General features: G+C 70.9%; 15 protein-coding genes. 6 read left to right on the forward strand and 9 right to left on the reverse strand.

Annotated features, from left to right (window positions below; genetic code table 11):
* Positions 1 to 59: 59 nt before the first annotated feature.
* The gene (locus ACZ5U5_RS21230) at positions 60 to 1,217 is read left to right on the forward strand and encodes an acyl-CoA dehydrogenase (RefSeq protein ID WP_469023882.1); all 1,158 of its coding nucleotides are present in this window, start codon (positions 60 to 62) and stop codon (positions 1,215 to 1,217) included.
* A 66-nt stretch (positions 1,218 to 1,283) separates the two neighbouring features.
* Here the strand turns inward: ACZ5U5_RS21230 and ACZ5U5_RS21235 are convergent, their stop codons facing one another.
* Positions 1,284 to 1,733, reverse strand: coding sequence for a MarR family winged helix-turn-helix transcriptional regulator (locus ACZ5U5_RS21235; protein ID WP_469023884.1), 450 nt, complete (start codon positions 1,731 to 1,733; stop codon positions 1,284 to 1,286).
* 97 nt (positions 1,734 to 1,830) lie between these two features.
* Between ACZ5U5_RS21235 and ACZ5U5_RS21240 the strand changes: the two genes are divergently transcribed.
* Positions 1,831 to 2,388, forward strand: coding sequence for a quercetin 2,3-dioxygenase (locus ACZ5U5_RS21240; RefSeq protein ID WP_469023887.1), 558 nt, complete (start codon positions 1,831 to 1,833; stop codon positions 2,386 to 2,388).
* Positions 2,385 to 3,248 carry an alpha/beta hydrolase fold domain-containing protein gene (locus ACZ5U5_RS21245; RefSeq protein ID WP_469023889.1) on the forward strand — a complete coding sequence of 288 codons (864 nt, stop codon included), beginning with the start codon at positions 2,385 to 2,387 and terminating at the stop codon, positions 3,246 to 3,248. The genes ACZ5U5_RS21240 and ACZ5U5_RS21245 overlap by 4 nt, the downstream gene beginning before the upstream one ends.
* A gap of 337 nt (positions 3,249 to 3,585) precedes the next feature.
* Here the strand turns inward: ACZ5U5_RS21245 and ACZ5U5_RS21250 are convergent, their stop codons facing one another.
* From ACZ5U5_RS21250 to ACZ5U5_RS21260, 3 genes are read right to left on the reverse strand one after another with little or no spacing between them, the layout of a single operon-like run.
* Entirely contained in the window at positions 3,586 to 4,785 is a 1,200-nt protein-coding gene (locus tag ACZ5U5_RS21250) for a dipeptidase (protein ID WP_469023891.1), read from the reverse strand.
* Between the two features lie 5 nt (positions 4,786 to 4,790).
* Complete coding sequence (gene purE / locus ACZ5U5_RS21255) at positions 4,791 to 5,342, reverse strand: 5-(carboxyamino)imidazole ribonucleotide mutase (protein WP_469023894.1); 552 nt, start codon at positions 5,340 to 5,342, stop codon at positions 4,791 to 4,793.
* On the reverse strand, positions 5,339 to 6,553 hold the full coding sequence (locus ACZ5U5_RS21260) for a 5-(carboxyamino)imidazole ribonucleotide synthase (RefSeq protein ID WP_469023896.1): 1,215 nt from the start codon (positions 6,551 to 6,553) through the stop codon (positions 5,339 to 5,341). The genes purE and ACZ5U5_RS21260 overlap by 4 nt, the downstream gene beginning before the upstream one ends.
* A 141-nt stretch (positions 6,554 to 6,694) precedes the next feature.
* On the opposite strand from ACZ5U5_RS21260, the gene ACZ5U5_RS21265 reads away from it, so the two are divergent.
* Positions 6,695 to 7,252 carry a GtrA family protein gene (locus tag ACZ5U5_RS21265; protein WP_469023898.1) on the forward strand — a complete coding sequence of 186 codons (558 nt, stop codon included), beginning with the start codon at positions 6,695 to 6,697 and terminating at the stop codon, positions 7,250 to 7,252.
* Here ACZ5U5_RS21265 and ACZ5U5_RS21270 read toward each other — a convergent pair.
* Positions 7,249 to 8,529 carry an ATP-binding protein gene (locus ACZ5U5_RS21270; protein ID WP_469023901.1) on the reverse strand — a complete coding sequence of 427 codons (1,281 nt, stop codon included), beginning with the start codon at positions 8,527 to 8,529 and terminating at the stop codon, positions 7,249 to 7,251. The two genes, ACZ5U5_RS21265 and ACZ5U5_RS21270, sit on opposite strands and share 4 nt — an antisense overlap.
* 162 nt (positions 8,530 to 8,691) lie before the next feature.
* Complete coding sequence (locus ACZ5U5_RS21275) at positions 8,692 to 9,369, reverse strand: response regulator transcription factor (protein WP_453692215.1); 678 nt, start codon at positions 9,367 to 9,369, stop codon at positions 8,692 to 8,694.
* Between the two features lie 475 nt (positions 9,370 to 9,844).
* On the opposite strand from ACZ5U5_RS21275, the gene ACZ5U5_RS21280 reads away from it, so the two are divergent.
* Both ACZ5U5_RS21280 and ACZ5U5_RS21285 read left to right on the forward strand, forming a co-directional pair.
* Positions 9,845 to 11,371, forward strand: coding sequence for a peptide MFS transporter (locus tag ACZ5U5_RS21280; RefSeq protein ID WP_469023904.1), 1,527 nt, complete (start codon positions 9,845 to 9,847; stop codon positions 11,369 to 11,371).
* Between the two features lie 103 nt (positions 11,372 to 11,474).
* A complete protein-coding gene (locus tag ACZ5U5_RS21285; RefSeq protein ID WP_469023907.1) occupies positions 11,475 to 12,317 on the forward strand; it encodes an alpha/beta hydrolase in 843 nt (280 codons plus the stop codon).
* A gap of 133 nt (positions 12,318 to 12,450) precedes the next feature.
* Here the strand turns inward: ACZ5U5_RS21285 and ACZ5U5_RS21290 are convergent, their stop codons facing one another.
* The 3 genes from ACZ5U5_RS21290 to ACZ5U5_RS21300 are packed head-to-tail and all read right to left on the reverse strand — an operon-like array spanning position 12,451 to position 15,973.
* Positions 12,451 to 13,806, reverse strand: coding sequence for a hypothetical protein (locus ACZ5U5_RS21290; RefSeq protein WP_469024964.1), 1,356 nt, complete (start codon positions 13,804 to 13,806; stop codon positions 12,451 to 12,453).
* Positions 13,806 to 14,933, reverse strand: a complete 1,128-nt coding sequence (locus ACZ5U5_RS21295; protein ID WP_469024967.1) for a hypothetical protein — start codon at positions 14,931 to 14,933, stop codon at positions 13,806 to 13,808. Before ACZ5U5_RS21295 ends, ACZ5U5_RS21290 begins: the two co-directional genes overlap by 1 nt.
* 59 nt (positions 14,934 to 14,992) lie before the next feature.
* Entirely contained in the window at positions 14,993 to 15,973 is a 981-nt protein-coding gene (locus tag ACZ5U5_RS21300; protein WP_469023910.1) for a hypothetical protein, read from the reverse strand.
* Positions 15,974 to 16,014 lie beyond the last annotated feature (41 nt).

Raw genomic sequence — 16,014 nt, forward strand, 5'->3', positions numbered from 1 at the left:
CCGCCCTCTAAAATTTGGGTTACTTAACGGTAATTAGCATCCTTGGAGCGTGAGAGACCTTGGCCGGATCGGCTGATTTCGACCTGTACCGCCCGTCCGAGGAGCACGACATGCTCCGCGACGCGATCCGTTCGCTCTCCGAGGCGAAGATCGCGCCCTTCGCCGCGGCGGTGGACGAGGAGGCGCGCTTCCCACAGGAGGCGCTCGACGCCCTCGTCTCCTCCGACCTGCACGCCGTGCACGTACCGGAGAGCTACGGCGGCACCGGCGCCGACGCGCTCGCCACGGTCATCGTGATCGAGGAGGTGGCGCGCGTCTGCGCTTCGTCCTCGCTCATCCCGGCCGTGAACAAGCTGGGCTCGCTCCCCGTGATCCTCTCCGGGTCCGAGGAGCTGAAGAAGAAGTACATGACGCCGCTCGCCAAGGGCGACGGCATGTTCTCGTACTGCCTCTCCGAGCCGGACGCCGGTTCGGACGCGGCCGGCATGAAGACGAAGGCCGTCCGCGACGGGGACTTCTGGGTCCTCAACGGCGTGAAGCGCTGGATCACGAACGCGGGCGTCTCCGAGTACTACACGGTCATGGCCGTGACGGACCCGGAGAAGCGCTCGCGCGGCATCTCGGCCTTCGTCGTCGAGAAGTCGGACGAGGGCGTCTCCTTCGGCGCCCCGGAGAAGAAGCTCGGCATCAAGGGTTCACCGACCCGTGAGGTCTACTTCGACAACGTTCGCATCCCCGCCGACCGCATGATCGGCGAGGAGGGCACCGGCTTCGCCACGGCGATGAAGACCCTGGACCACACCCGCATCACCATCGCGGCCCAGGCGCTCGGCATCGCACAGGGCGCCCTCGACTACGCCAAGGGGTACGTCCAGGAGCGCAAGCAGTTCGGGAAGCCGATCGGCGACTTCCAGGGCGTGCAGTTCATGCTCGCGGACATGGCCATGAAGATCGAGGCCGCGCGTCAGCTGACGTACGCGGCGGCGGCCAAGTCGGAGCGCGGCGACGCGGACCTCACCTTCCAGGGCGCGGCCGCCAAGTGCTTCGCCTCGGACGTCGCGATGGAGGTCACCACGGACGCCGTCCAGCTCCTCGGCGGCTACGGCTACACGCGTGACTACCCCGTCGAGCGCATGATGCGGGACGCGAAGATCACGCAGATCTACGAGGGCACGAACCAGGTCCAGCGGATCGTGATGGCCCGCAACCTGCCGTAGCCCGCGGCGCGTTGACACGCCGATCGCCCTTCCCTCGCTCACTCCGAGGGGAGGGCGATCGGCGTTTCACCCCTCGCGCGGACCGAGGGCCGGCGGGCTTCCCCGGGGTGCTTCGAGGGCCGCCCGCAGCGCCCGGGTGACCTCCGGGCCGATCCGCTCGGCGAGCACCCCCTCCAAGCGGTGCAGGACCTGCTCCGCCTCGCGATGCGTGCGCTCACCCTCCGCCGTACGCCTGATGAGCCGCTGCCGCCCCGACGAAGGGTCGGGGACCTGCTCCAGGAGGCCCGCCGCGACCAGGGCGTGCACCGCCTGATGCGCGGTCTGACGGGTGACGCCCATGCGGCGGGCCAGTTCGGAAACGGTCGTGCCCTCCTCGTCGAGGACGGCGAAGAGGCCCGCCTGGGTCGGGGACACCGGGGCCTCCCCCGCCTCTTGCAGGGTCGCGAGGAGCGCGTCCTCGAACCAGCGGCGGGCGTCGCCGAGGAGCTGGGGGAGGTTGCGGCCGGTGGCGTGCATGCCGAGAGCTTATGCGCGGACGACGCTTGCCCGACCCCTCCGTTTTATGTCAGGCTGCCTGACGTTCCGTTTCGTCGTTCCGTACCCCGGGAGAGCCATGACCATCGAGTACGCCACCCGCCACCGGCGCTCCTCCCGCATCCCCGCCGAACCGGGCAAGCCCTACGTCATCGAGAAGGGCGAGGGCGACCGCGCCCATCTGTTCGGCGACCTGATCACCATCTACGCGGGCGGCGAACAGACCGAGAACGGCTTCAACTTCTTCACGGTCGAGGGCCCGCGGGGCAACGTCATCCCTGCCCACCTGCACCCCGACACGTACGAGGTCTTCTACGTCACCCAGGGCGCAGTCCGCCTCTTCGTCGAGGACCTGGAGGGCGAGCAACTGGAGAAGCTCCTCACCCCCGGCGACTTCGGCTTCGTGCCCAAGAACTGCCCGCACGCCTACCGCATGGAGCGCCACCACAGCCAGGTCGTCGGCGTCGCCGCGGGCCCCGGCGGGACCTTCGAGCGGTTCTTCGAGACCCTCGGGGCGCCCGCCGAGGGTCTCGGCCTGCCACGCGAGCCCGTCGTGCCCACGCCGGACAAGTTCGCCACCGTCCCCGAGCGGTACGACGTGCGCTTCCTGCCCGAGCACCAGTGGCACACGCGATGACCGAGATCCCCCTGAGGGCCCTGATCGCCGCGCCCCACCCGGACGTGGCACCGCTCCCGGCACCGGATCCGCGGGTGCTTCGCGGCGTCCCGTACGGCGAGGTCGACGGCGGTCGTCCGCTGGAACTCGACCTCTGGCTGCCGGAGGACGCCGGGAGCGGGCCCGCGCCTCTCGTGCTCTTCGTGCACGGCGGCGCGTGGCGGCGAGGGCGCCGTGACGACATGGGGCTGCGGACCCGGAGCTGGAATCCGGGGCCGTTCGCGCGCATCGCGGCGGCGGGCTTCGCCGTGGCCTGCGCCGACTACCGGCTCAGCGGCGAGGCCACCTTCCCCGCGCCGCTCGACGACCTGCGGGCGGCGCTGCGCTGGCTGAAGCTACGGGCGCCGGAGCTCGGCGTCGACACCGCGAGGACCGTGGTCTGGGGCGAGTCCGCGGGCGGGCACCTGGCCTCGCTCCTGGCGCTCGACCCCGCGGTCGCGGCCACCGGCGCCGTGATCTGGTACGCCCCGAGCGACCTCACCGTCCCCCGCGGCCCGTTCGACCCGCACAGCGCCGAGACCCCGGAGGCTCTGCTACTGGGCGCCGCCCCCGCGGCCGTACCCGCACGGGCCCGCGAGGCAAGCCCCGTGACCCGTGTCCACCCCACCGCCCCGCCCTTCCTCCTGGTCCACGGCGAGCGGGACACGATGGTCCCGGCGACGCACAGCGAGGATCTCGCCGCCCGGCTCCGGGAGGTGGGGGTCCCGGCGGAGCTCCGTACGGTGCCTGGCGCCGACCACGGCTGGCACGGTGCGCCCGAGGACACGGTGGAGGACCTCTTCACTCACTCGCTGCGGTTCACGCGGGGGCTCCTCGGCTGAGACACGCGAAGACGCCGACGGCACGACTGCGGGAGGCTGGAGCCGAGGTGGAGCTGCGCACGGTGCCGGGCGCCGACCACGGCCACGGCCGGTACCGTGCGCCCCAGGACACGGTGAAGGACCTCTTCACCCACTCGCTGCGGTTCACGCGCGGGCTCCTGGACTGAAACACGCGAAGGCGGGGACGCGGGCGCCCGCGCCGAGCGATGCACGGTTTCGGGCGCCGACCACGGCTGGTGCCGCGCGGCGGAGGCGTCTGCTGGAGCAACGCGAAGGGCGGGGGCAGCCGATCGGCCGCCCCCGCCTGATGCCCGTAGGCCCGTATCCCCGTACGCCCTCAGCCGTCCAGCTGCTGAAGCGTCGCGTTCGAAGGGCCGCGCTTGGACTGCTCGTCGCGTGCCACGTCCTCCGCCGCGCCGAGAACGCGGACCGCGTTCTGCCACGTCAGCTTGGCCAGATCCGGCTTCGACCAGCCGCGGGTCAGGAGTTCCGCGATCAGGTTCGGGTAGCCGGCGACGTCGTCGAGGCCGTCCGGCGTGAACGCCGTGCCGTCGTAGTCACCGCCGATGCCGATGTGGTCGATGCCCGCGACCTCGCGCATGTGGTCGAGGTGGTCGGCGACCGTCGCCGCCGTGGCGACCGGGCGCGGCGTCGACTCCTCGAAGGCCGCGTGGACCTTCATCGCCTCCGGCGTCGTGTCCAGGTGGTGGAAGCCGTGCGCCCGCATGTTCTGGTCGGCGGCCGCCGACCAGTCGACCGCCGCCTGGAGGACGAACTTCGGCACGAAGGTGGCCATCGCGACGCCGCCGTTGGCGGGCAGGCGCTCCAGGACGTCGTCCGGGATGTTGCGCGGGTGGTCGCACACCGTACGCGACGAGGAGTGGGAGAAGATCACCGGTGCCACCGACGTGTCCAACGCCGCCCGCATCGTCGTCGTCGCCACGTGGGAGAGGTCCACGAGCATGCCGCTGCGGTTCATCTCGCGGACCACCTCGTGGCCGAAGGCCGACAGGCCCCCGACCCCCGGTTCGTCCGTCGCCGAGTCCGCCCACGCGATGTTGTCGTTGTGCGTCAGCGTCATGTAGCGGACGCCGAGCGCGTGCAACGCCCGCAGGGTCGCGAGGGAGTTGTTGATGGAGTGGCCGCCCTCGGCACCCATCAGGGAAGCGATGCGGCCCTCGGCCCGCGCCGCTTCCATGTCCGCGGCCGTCAGGGCGCGGACCAGATCTCCGGGGTACCTCGACAGCAACTGGTCGACGCAGTCGACCTGTTCGAGCGTGGCGCTCACCGCCGCGTCGCCCGTCAGGTCCGTGCGGACGTACACCGACCAGAACTGCGCTCCGACGCCGCCCGCCCGCAGACGGGCGATGTCCGTGTGGAGTTTGCCCGTCTGGTCGGTGGCGATGTCGAGGCGGTCGATGTCGTAACCGGCCTTCTCGCGCAGGGCCCAGGGCAGGTCGTTGTGACCGTCGACCACCGGGAACTCGGCGAGGAAGGCGCGGGCGTCGGCGAGGGAGGAGTTCTCAGAGGACGTCACGCCGCTCACTTCCCGGAGCCGAAGCCGAAGCCGGAGCCCGCGCCCTCGACCTTCGTACGGAGCCGCTTGCCCTTCTCCGTGGCCTGTTCGTTCAGCTCCTGCTGGAACTCCCGCATACGGCCGAGGAGTTCGGGGTCGTGCGCGGCGAGGATGCGCGCCGCGAGGAGGCCCGCGTTGCGCGCGCCGCCCACCGAGACCGTCGCCACCGGCACACCCGCGGGCATCTGCACGATGGACAGGAGGGAGTCCATGCCGTCGAGGTACTTGAGCGGTACGGGCACGCCGATGACCGGCAGCGGGGTCACCGAGGCCAGCATGCCCGGCAGGTGCGCGGCGCCGCCGGCCCCCGCGATGATCGCCTTGAGGCCGCGGTCCGCGGCCTCCTCGCCGTACGCGACCATCTCGCGGGGCATGCGGTGCGCCGAGACGACGTCGACCTCGTAGGGAATCTCGAACTCGTCGAGCGCCTTGGCCGCGGCCTCCATGACGGGCCAGTCGGAGTCCGAGCCCATGACGATGCCGACTACAGGTCCTGCGGGTCCTACAGGTGCGGTCATTCCGTGATCGTCCCTCTGAGGTAGCCGGCCGCGTGACTGGCGCGCTCCAGCACGTCGTCCAGGTCGTCGCCGTAGGTGTTGACGTGGCCGACCTTGCGTCCGGGCTTCACGTCCTTGCCGTACATGTGGATCTTCAACTGCGGGTCGCGCGCCATGCAGTGCAGGTACGCCTGGTACATGTCCGGGTAGTCGCCGCCCAGGACGTTGGCCATGACCGTCCACTTCGCCCGCGGGCGCGGGTCGCCGAGGGGCAGGTCGAGCACCGCGCGCACGTGGTTCGCGAACTGGGACGTGATCGCCCCGTCCTGCGTCCAGTGGCCGGAGTTGTGCGGGCGCATCGCCAGTTCGTTCACCAGGATGCGGCCGTCGCGCGTCTCGAAGAGCTCGACCGCCAGGTGGCCGACGACGCCGAGTTCCTTCGCGATGCGGAGGGCCAGTTCCTGCGCCTGGCCCGCCAGGTCTTCCGAGAGACCGGGGGCCGGGGCGATGACCGTGTCGCAGACGCCGTCGACCTGCTGCGACTCGACGACGGGGTAGGCCACGGCCTGGCCGTGCGGCGAGCGCACGACGTTCGCCGCGAGCTCCCGCGCGAAGTCGACCTTCTCCTCGGCGAGCACGGGGACACCGGCCCGGAAGGGGTCTGCGGCGTCCTCGACGGAACGTACGAACCACACCCCCTTTCCGTCATAGCCGCCACGCACCGTCTTGAGGATCACGGGGAAGCCGTCGCCCTCGGCCGCGAAGGCGGCCACGTCGGCCGGGTCCCTCACGATCCGGTGGCGTGGGCACGGCACGCCGATCTCCGTGAGCTTCTCGCGCATCACGCCCTTGTCCTGGGCGTGCACCAGCGCGTCGGGCCCCGGACGCACGGGGATGCCGTCCGCCTCCAGGGCCCGTAGATGCTCGGTGGGTACGTGTTCGTGATCGAAGGTGATCACGTCACAGCCCCTCGCGAACTCGCGCAGCGTGTCGAGGTCGCGATAGTCGCCGATGACGACATCGCCGACGACCTGCGCCGCGGAGTCCTGAGGGGTGTCACTGAGGAGCTTGAATTTCAGGCCGAGGGGGATACCCGCCTCGTGGGTCATGCGGGCGAGCTGACCGCCGCCGACCATGCCGACTACCGGGAACGTCACACCCCCAGGGTATCGGCCTGTATCGACCGCCTCGGAACGGCCGGTTTCCGCGCACCGTACGGCCTCCCCCGTCACAGAGCCGCCACAGTGTGGAGGCGCCCCCGAGCGGCGGGCGGGGTCGCTGGTTAGCATGGCTGGGTTGACGCGACCGAATCACCACATACGTCGACGAGGACGAGACCGAACGAATCGACGACGGGGGTTGGGGCGACCACCATGACGGAACGTGGCGCACTACGGGTGCGACTGGATCAGCTCGCGCGCGAAGTGGCCAAGTTCGGTGCGGTGGGCGCGCTGGGCACGCTGGTGAATTTCAGCGTCTCGAACCTTCTGTGGCACACCACGGACCTTCAGGCCGTGCGCGCGAATGTGATCGCCACCGTCGTCGCCATCGCCTTCAATTACGTGGGCTTCCGCTACTTCACGTACAAGGACCGTGACAAGAGTTCCCGCACCAAGGAGCTCACGCTGTTCCTGGTCTTCAGCGCGGTCGGCCTGGTGATCGAGAACGGCGTCCTGTACGCGGCGATCTACGGCTTCGACTGGGACAGCCCGCTGCAGCGCAACATCTTCAAGTTCGTGGGCATCGGCATCGCCACCTGCTTCCGCTTCTGGTCCTACCGCACCTGGGTCTTCAAGGCGCTGCCCGCGCGGGAGACGGTCGCCCGTGCGGAATCGTTCCTGGACGGCGGCTCCACGGCCTCCACGGGGTCTACGGCGTCCACGGCCGTGGCGGCCGACCGGAAGCGGCCGGCCGGGCGGGGCACGCGCTAGCGCACCGTCTCCTCCTCGTGCCACCGGTCGCTTTTCTGCGGCGGCGTACGCGACAGGAACAAGCCGAAGACCGGTGGCTTGGTCTGGAGCATCTCCAGGCGCCCGCCATCCGCCTCCGCCAGGTCCCGGGCGACCGCGAGGCCGATGCCCGTCGAGTTGCGGCCGCTGATGGTGCGCTCGAAGATCCGCGCGCCGAGATCGGCGGGGACGCCGGGGCCGTCGTCGGTGACCTCGATGACCGTCTGGTTTCCCGTGACGCGGGTCCGCAGCGCCACGGTGCCGCCGCCGTGCATGAGCGAGTTCTCGATGAGGGCGGCCAGGACCTGTGCGACCGCCCCGGGGGTGCCCACGGCCCGCAGATGCCGCTTGCCCGAGCTGACGATGGCGCGGCCCGCGCTGCGGTAGGCCGGGCGCCACTCCTCCAGCTGCTGCTTGACGACCTCGTCCAGGTCGAAGGAGACGGCGGAGCCGGTGCGCGGGTCACGTGAGTTCGTGAGCAGCCGCTGCACGACGTCGGTGAGGCGCTCGACCTGCGCGAGCGCGATCGTGGCCTCCTCCTTCACCGTGTCCAGGTCCTCGGTGACGGTGATCTCCTCCAGGCGCATGGAGAGGGCCGTCAGGGGCGTACGCAGCTGGTGCGAGGCGTCGGCCGCGAGGCGGCGCTCGGCGGTCAGCATCCGGGCGATCCGCTCGGCGCTGCCGTCCAGGACGTCCGCGACACGGTCGAGCTCCGGCACCCCGTACCGCTTGTGGCGGGGCCTGGGGTCGCCCGAACCGAGGCGCTCGGCGGTCTCCGCGAGGTCAGTGAGGGGCGAGGCGAGGCGGTTGGCCTGGCGTACGGCGAGGAGTACGGCGGCGATGATCGCGAGGAGGGCCACGGCGCCGATGATCAGCAGGGTGCGGCCGACCTCCTGGGTGACCGCGGTGCGCGGCTCCTCGACGGTGACCTTCTCGCCCTCCTCGCCCGTGGCCATGTCGCGGATGACGTCGCCGGTGGGGCGGGAGCCGATCTCGATGGGGGCGCGGCCGGGGATCTCGATGAGGGCGTAGCGGTCGGTGTCGACCGCGGCGACGTCCCGCAGGATCTCGGCGCTGATCCGCTCGTCGCTGATGAGCCTGCTGTCGACGACGCTGGCCAGGCGGAGCGCCTCGCTCGTCACTCGCTCCTGGGCGCTGCTGCTGATGGTCCTCGTCTCGACGATGACGAGGCTGACGCCGAAGACGGCGATTACCACGAGGACCACGGCGAGGGTGCTGCTGATCAGTCGGCGGCGCATTTACTCAGTGTGGCCGATCGAAGCCCCTGCCAGGGGCGCGGGGAACTGCGCGGCCAGCCACGACGGACCCGCAGACGCGTCTGCCCACTGCGGCCCTACGGCGGGTGCGGGTCGTTTTGGGTTGCTCGCGCAGTTCCCCGCGCCCCTGACGGGGCGCTGCCCCTAGCTCTTCTCGAAGCGGAAGCCGACGCCCCGCACCGTGGCGATGTACCGCGGGTTCGCCGCGTCGTCGCCCAGTTTCTTGCGCAGCCAGGAGATGTGCATGTCCAGGGTCTTGGTGGACGACCACCACGTGGTGTCCCAGACCTCGCGCATCAGCTGGTCACGGGTGACCACCCGCCCCGCGTCGCGGACCAGGACCCGGAGCAGGTCGAACTCCTTGGCCGTGAGCTGGAGCTCCTCCTCGCCCATCCAGGCGCGGTGCGACTCGACGTCGATCCGCACGCCGTGCGTGGCCGGAGCCTGCTGCGGCTCGGTCGCGCCACGCCGGAGCAGGGCCCGGACCCGGGCGAGCAGTTCGGCGAGGCGGAAGGGCTTGGTGACGTAGTCGTCGGCGCCCGCGTCCAGGCCGACGACGGTGTCCACCTCGTCGGCACGGGCGGTGAGGATGAGGATCGGCGCCGTGTGCCCCCCGGCGCGAAGGCGGCGGGCCACCTCCAGGCCGTCCATCCCGGGCAGCCCCAGGTCGAGTACGACGAGGTCGACGCTGCCCTGCAGCCCGGCGTCGAGGGCGGTAGGGCCGTCCTCACGCACTTCGACCTCGTACCCCTCCCTGCGCAGGGCACGGGCCAGCGGCTCCGAGATGGACGCGTCGTCCTCGGCGAGCAGTACACGGGTCATGGGGTGATGGTAGTCCGCACCGGAAGACCCCTGTGGGGTGATCGACCGCTGCCGGTCGGCCCCTGCGGCTATGGGGTGCGATCCTGGGGATCACCTTGGAATGTGCGCAGGCGGTTCCACCGTAACCTGTGATCCATCTCTCAAGTCCTTCCATATGCCGCACTGTCGTGGCGTATGGTGACCCAACGCCTGATGCACTATGCAAGGACCTTTGGCCCACTGTGCGGTCTTAGGTCCCTTTTATGTGCGGGCTGGTTTCTGCCAGCCTTGAAAGGAATGACCTGTGGTCGGGCCCTGCGCGTGAAGATGCGCCCAGGGCGTGGATCTCGGAGTCGCCGTCCTGCGCTTTCCCCGAAGAGGGGCGCGAAACACTCCCCGGGCGTGGGGGTGAGGCCGGGACGACCCCGGTGCCGACCGCCCCCCACCGGGCGCGCACACGCTCTTGCCGCGCGTCCCGAACCACGAGGATCGACCCATGGCGTCCAGCCTGACGAAGGACTCCGCCGGTACCCCTGGCTCTGAGAAGACCTTCTTCGGCCACCCCCGCGGACTGGCCACACTCTTCATGACCGAGATGTGGGAGCGCTTCTCCTACTACGGCATGCGTGCTCTGCTCGTGCTCTACCTGGTCTCCGGCGGCGCCGACGCGGCCACCGGCAGCCAGGGCGGCGGCCTCGCGTACACCGCGGCGACCGCCACGGCCATCTACTCCGTCTACGTGGCCATGGTCTATCTCATGGCCATGCCCGGCGGCTGGTTCGGCGACCGTGTCTGGGGCGCCCGCAAGACCGTGGCCATCGCGAGCATCGTGATCGTCGCCGGTCACCTGTGCCTGGCCCTGCCGAGCTCGGCGATGTTCTTCGTCGGCCTGGCCCTGGTCGCGGTCGGCTCGGGCCTGCTGAAGGCCAACATCTCGACGATGGTCGGCCAGCTCTACAGCGACCCGAAGGACCTGCGCCGCGACGGCGGCTTCACGATCTTCTACATGGGCATCAACCTCGGTGCCTTCGCCGCGCCCTTCGCCATCGGCATTCTCGGCGAGAAGGTCAACTGGCACCTGGGCTTCGGCCTGGCCGCGGTCGGCATGGCGCTCGGCGCGATCCAGTTCATGATCGGTTCCCGCCACCTCTCCGCGGAGAGCAGCAAGGTCCCGAACCCGCTGTCCGCCGAGGAGAAGCGCGGCGTCATCGTCAAGACGCTGGCGGCCGTCGCCGTGATCGCGGTGTTCTACCTCCTGGTGGCCTTCACCGACGTCTACCGCCTCACCCTCAACTGGGCGCTGCTCCCGATCACCGTGGCCGGCCTGCTGATCCCGATCGCGGTGCTGGTCAAGATCAAGCGGGACCGGGACCTCAACGCCGAAGAGCAGACCAAGATGACGGCGTTCATCTGGTTCTTCGTGGCCGCCGCGATCTTCTGGATGATCTTCGACCAGGGCGCGTCGACGCTGTCCCTCTTCGGTGACTCCCACACCTCGCGGGACATCTTCGGCTGGGAGATGCCGAACACCCTGTTCCAGTCGCTGAACCCGGGCTTCATCATGCTGCTCGCCCCGGTCTTCGCCGCCCTGTGGATCAAGATGGCCCGCAGCAACCGCGAGCCCAGCACCATCGTGAAGTTCTCCTTCGCCCTGGTGATGGCCGGCGCCTCGTTCTTCGTGTTCCTCGTCCCGATGGGCATGGCCACCGGCGACACGAAGGTCACCATGTGGTGGCTGGTGCTGATCTTCCTGATGCACACGGTCGCCGAGCTGTGCCTGTCCCCGGTGGGTCTGTCGCTGACCACGAAGATGGCGCCCGCGAAGTACGCCTCGCAGATGATGGGTGTCTTCTTCCTCGCCGTCACCGCGGGTGACAGCGTGACCGGCATGCTCGCCATCGCCGGGGTCGACCTCAACGGCCGGGGCATGGTCGCCCTGGAGGCCACGGCCGCGGTGCTCGCCGGCTTCTCGGTCTACATGGCCCGCAACAAGGTGAGCTCGCTCATGGGCGACGTGCGCTGACCCGCACACCCCCAGCTCGAACTGAGGGCCGCCGCACCACCCGGTGCGGCGGCCTTTGGTGTTTCTGCGGGTGTGGGCCCGCGGGACGGTGCAGCATCTGGCCATGCCCATGCGTACGTTGCCGGCCCTCGCCCTGTGTGTGGCGTTGCTGTCGTCGTCCACCGCCGCCGTCGAGGCCGCGCCCGAACCGCTGCCCGTGCGGACCTTCTCGTACGGGGAGCACGCGCGGCAGAACATCACCGTGTACGGCGACGGGTCCGGGCGCCCGGCCCTGATGATCCTGCACGGCGGTTCCTGGGTGCGGGACACCGACTGGAGCGGGCGGGCGCGGTGGTTCGCGGCGCGCGGGTTCACCGTGTACGACACCGACTACCGGCTCGCCACCGACGCCGCCTGGCCCGCGCAGCGCGACGACGTGCTCGCCGCCCTGCGGTGGGTGAAGCGGCGTGGCGGCGCCGCGCCCGTGGTGCTCGGGTCCTCCGCCGGCGGGCATCTCGCCGTCAGCGCGGGGGCCTACGGCGCCGGGCGGGGGCGGGTGCGCGGCGTGGTGGCCCTCTCCCCCGTCGCCTCGCCCTACCGCGCCTGGAAGGACGGCGGGATGACCGCTGCCGCTCCGGCCCAGCGCAAGCTGCGGGGTACGGCGGAGTTGCTCGCGGGGTGCGTGCCGGACCGGGCCTCCGGGCGGTGCTGGAAGAAGTGGGTCGACCTGGTGGCCAAGTCACACGCCTCCGGCAAGGACGACGCGCCCCTCCACCTCACGCACTCGGCGGCGGACTTCGTCCCGGTCGCCCACTCCACGGACCTCGCCCACGCCCAGACCATGGCGGGCCTGCGGGACGTCACGGTCCGCATCGAGCCGGGTACGGCGCATGGGGGTGAGCTGTTGCGGGACCCGGGCTTCGCCCAGACCGTGCTGCGGTGGCTACGGGAGCACGCGTCCCCGTAGGGGCGCGGGGAACTGCGCGCTCAGCCGACGGCGGCCTGCGGTCGACGCAGACGCGTCTGCCTACGGCGGTTCGTCGGCGGGTGCGGGCCGCCTTGGGCCGCTCGCGCAGTTCCCCGCGCCCCTTCAGGGCGCCTTAGCGCAGGCCGCGCCTCCGCCCGGGGAGGAACGTGAAGACCGCGCCGCCCAGCAGGATCACCGTGCCCGCGACGAGGCCGAGCGCGCGCAGGGTGCCGTCGTTCTCCGCGCCGGTCTCGGCGAGGCCGCCGCCCGCCGCGCCACCGCCGGTGGTGGAACCGCCCGCGGAACCGGAGCCGCCCGCGGATCCCGAACCGCCGGCCGCCCCGCCAGGCTGCGCCGCCGTGTCGATCTCCAGGGACACCTCCGCCTTGGTCGGCGTGCAGGTCGTCGTCGTACCGAGTGCCTTGACCGTGAGGACGCCCGGCGAGAGCGTCGACTTGCCGTCGGCGCCCGGCTTGTAGGTGCCGGTCAGGTCAGGGATGGTCATCGGGTCGCCGGAGTTGATGGGCTCCTTGTTCGTCGGGCCCTCGACGTGCACCGTGCCCTTGTCCGCGCCGCCCAGCTTGACCTCCATCGACGGCTTCACCGAGTCCGCGGGGATGTCGGCCGGGCTGTCCATGACGGACTTCTTGAACTCGACGGTGAGGCCGTAATTCCCGCCGTCCTTCTTGGCGTTGATCTGGACGGGGGACGTGGCGTCCTTGTCGCCGATGGGCGTCTTGCACTTGTAGGGGGTCTGGACCTCCTTGCCGGGGAAGTCGGTCTCGCCGCCCCCGCCACCGGTGGAACCACCTCCGGAGTCACCGCCCGTGTCACCGCCGCCCGTGCTGCCGCCGCCCGTGTCACCGCCGGACGCGGAACCGCCCGATGTACTGCCACCGGAAGTGCTGCCGCCCGAGGCCGTGCCGCCGCCCGAACTGCCGCCGCCCTCCGTCACCTTGATGGTCGCGCCCGCCTTGACCTCTTCCTTGGGCGTGCACTTGGTGTCGGTCGACATCGGCTTGCTGACGTTGATGTTGTACGCGCCCGGGGTGAGCGTGATGTCGCCCGCCTTGGTCAGCTTCAGCTTGCCCTTCATGTCGGACAGGATCATCGGGCTGTTCTTCTTGATCGGCGGGTTCACGCGCTCGCCCGCCACCGCCAGATCACCGGTCTGGCCGCCGCCCAGCTTGATCGTGCCGGTCGGCTTCACCGTGTCCTTGTCCAGGTCGAGGATGTCCGGGTTCTTGGACGCGGCCTCCGTGGTCTTCCATACGACCTCGACCTCGTCGCCCACCTTCGCGGTGGCCGGCGCGGTGATCTCCACCTTGGTGGTGCCCTGCACCGGCGGCAGCCCCGATATCGACGGCGGGATGCACTCCGTCTTGTACGCCACCTCGGCCGCTTGCGCGGGACCCGCGCCCAGCAGGACGCCCGCCCCGCCGAGCAGCAGCGAGACCGAGGCCGCGCCCGCTCTCCGTCGTGTGCTGATCACGTGTTTCCTTTCGTCGTCGGGCTGTTCTCTGACGGTGCGGAGAGCTGTCCGGCGGCGGGTGCGGTCCCGGAGCCGGGGTCTGTGTCAGGGGTGAACCACGGGAGGGTGCCCGTGTTCGTGGCGGTGTCCTTGACGGACGGCCCGCCGGTCTCGCGGGGCGGCTTCGTACGTGGCGTACGGGCCGCCTCGTCCGCCGCGACCGCCCCCTGGGGCAGGCGCAACTTCGGTATGCGGTCGGTGAGTTCGGCGATCCTGCCGGTGCGGTGGCGCCCCGCGGGGCGGGAGCCGCGGTTACGGCGGCGGTGGGGTCGCAGCCTGTCGACCACCGCCATGCCGATGCGGAAGACGGCGGCCGGCACGACGACACAGAGCAGGATCCAGAAGACGGTGACGCCCCACGGACGCCCGACGCCCCACGGTTGCTCGGCGAGCACCTTGCCGCCGAACTTCAGTGAGACGAGGTAGTCGCCGTGCGCCCCGGCCGACAGCTCGACCGGCAGCTTGATCTGGGCCTTCTTGCCCGGCGCGATGGTGCCACGCCACTGCTGTTCCTCCCACTGCGGCGCGAACACGCCGTGGGAGGTGCCCACTTGGAAGACCGGGTCCTTGACCGGGGCCGAGCCGACGTTGCCCACGGTGAAGACGAACTTGCGGGACGGCGGGGCACCGAACCAGGTCAACACGCCGCTCGACCCCTCGAGTTGCGTATCGGTGAGGACGGAGAGCTTCCCGCCGCCCTGCTGCTTCGGCAAGGGCTTCACGGGATGCCCGGCGACCGCGAACACGGCGTCCGCCTGCGCCTTGTCCCCCGTGACCGTGGCCACGTGGACCACGCAGGGGCAGGGCTTGGGCGGCTCGGCCACGGGGAGTTTCTTGCTGAAGGCGCCCTTGCCGTCCGTCGTGACGGCGCGGCCGCTGTCGTTGGCGCAGGAGTTCGTGCCGCCGGGCACGCCGTCGGCCGGGGTGGACTGGCCGCAGACGAGCATCATCAGGAGGGCGTTCGGCCGCCACCCCTCTCCCTTGACGGTGATGTCACCACCCTTGCCCGCTTCGGCCTTGGAGAGGGTGAGGGTCGGTTTCTCGGCGGCGGTGGCTCCCGCCGCCGGGAGCAGCACACAGGCCATGGCCGCAAGCACGGCGGTCACGGCGACGCACCGCCGAGCCGCCCACAACGGGTTGCCGTTCACAGCTGCTCTCCCTCTGCCGTCCCCACTCCTGCCAACTCCGGCTCCATGACGCCCTGTTCAGGTTGTTCGTCCACCGGTGGATCCTCGGCCGCCGTTCTGCGTCTGCGGACGAACCAGACGCCCGCCGCAACCAGGCCGAGCACCCCGGCCGCCGCCCCTGCCACCGCTCCCCACGGCACGAAGCGGGCCGATGCCGTGGCCTTGCCGTGGGCTCCGCCCGCTGCCGTCACCGTGAGCGTGACCTCGACGGAGTCGAGCGCGGGGGCGCCCTTCCACGGTTCGGTGAGGGTGACCCTGCGGCCCGGGAGGAGCTCCACCGGGAGCGTGCGGAACTTCCGGTCGAGCAGCGGTCCGAACACGCCCTCCGCGTGGACCTTGAGCCTGGGCGTCAGGACCGTGTTGCCGCGGTTGACGACGTCGTACGAGATGCGCCCGCCCTCGGCCCGCACGCGCTCGACCGTGAGCGCGGACAGCGTCGGGCCGCTCACCCGCAGATGGACGCGGACCCCGGCGTCGCGGCCGCCCTCCCGCGCGACGACCGCCCCGGGGTGGTCGCCGGGCACCGCGCTCTCGGGGATGCTCACGCTGAACGGCACCTCGGCGCGGGTGCGCGGCGGCACCTTCACCTTGCGCTCGGCGAAGGTGATCCAGGAGCCGGTGTCCTTCGGCTTGCCCCGCTCCAGGGAGTACGCGCCGCCCTTGGTGTTGTCCGCGTCCGCGCCGCTCAGTTCCACCGTGCGCGGCTTCGACCCCGGATTGGTGACCGTCACCGTGTCCTCCAGGACGGAGCCGGGCGTGCCCTCCACGTAGAAGTAGGGCCGCCCGTCCTTGGCCGGCCGCGTCCCTCCTCCCGCGGAGGGCGCGACGGACCACGCCCCGGAGTCGTCGGCGGACACCGGAGTCGCCTGCGCAAGACCCGTCGCCAGTAAGGCCAAGGCCACGGTGAGAGCACGGGCAACGGACAGCAGCGACGGCATCGGCGGCTCCTGGATCTTCGTGCGCTTCGTACCTTCGTACG

Source organism: Streptomyces sp. NPDC033177 (assembly GCF_055577715.1).

Excerpts from the sequence above, each read along its gene's own strand:
- ACZ5U5_RS21235 (WP_469023884.1), bottom strand. The coding sequence starts at position 1,733 with ATGCACGCCACCGGCCGCAACCTCCCCCAGCTCCTCGGCGACGCCCGC.
- ACZ5U5_RS21240 (WP_469023887.1), top strand. The coding sequence starts at position 1,831 with ATGACCATCGAGTACGCCACCCGCCACCGGCGCTCCTCCCGCATCCCC.
- ACZ5U5_RS21245 (WP_469023889.1), top strand. The coding sequence starts at position 2,385 with ATGACCGAGATCCCCCTGAGGGCCCTGATCGCCGCGCCCCACCCGGAC.
- purE (WP_469023894.1), bottom strand. The coding sequence starts at position 5,342 with ATGACCGCACCTGTAGGACCCGCAGGACCTGTAGTCGGCATCGTCATG.
- ACZ5U5_RS21265 (WP_469023898.1), top strand. The coding sequence starts at position 6,695 with ATGACGGAACGTGGCGCACTACGGGTGCGACTGGATCAGCTCGCGCGC.
- ACZ5U5_RS21270 (WP_469023901.1), bottom strand. The coding sequence starts at position 8,529 with ATGCGCCGCCGACTGATCAGCAGCACCCTCGCCGTGGTCCTCGTGGTA.
- ACZ5U5_RS21275 (WP_453692215.1), bottom strand. The coding sequence starts at position 9,369 with ATGACCCGTGTACTGCTCGCCGAGGACGACGCGTCCATCTCGGAGCCG.
- ACZ5U5_RS21280 (WP_469023904.1), top strand. The coding sequence starts at position 9,845 with ATGGCGTCCAGCCTGACGAAGGACTCCGCCGGTACCCCTGGCTCTGAG.
- ACZ5U5_RS21285 (WP_469023907.1), top strand. The coding sequence starts at position 11,475 with ATGCCCATGCGTACGTTGCCGGCCCTCGCCCTGTGTGTGGCGTTGCTG.
- ACZ5U5_RS21295 (WP_469024967.1), bottom strand. The coding sequence starts at position 14,933 with ATGGCCTGTGTGCTGCTCCCGGCGGCGGGAGCCACCGCCGCCGAGAAA.
- ACZ5U5_RS21300 (WP_469023910.1), bottom strand. The coding sequence starts at position 15,973 with ATGCCGTCGCTGCTGTCCGTTGCCCGTGCTCTCACCGTGGCCTTGGCC.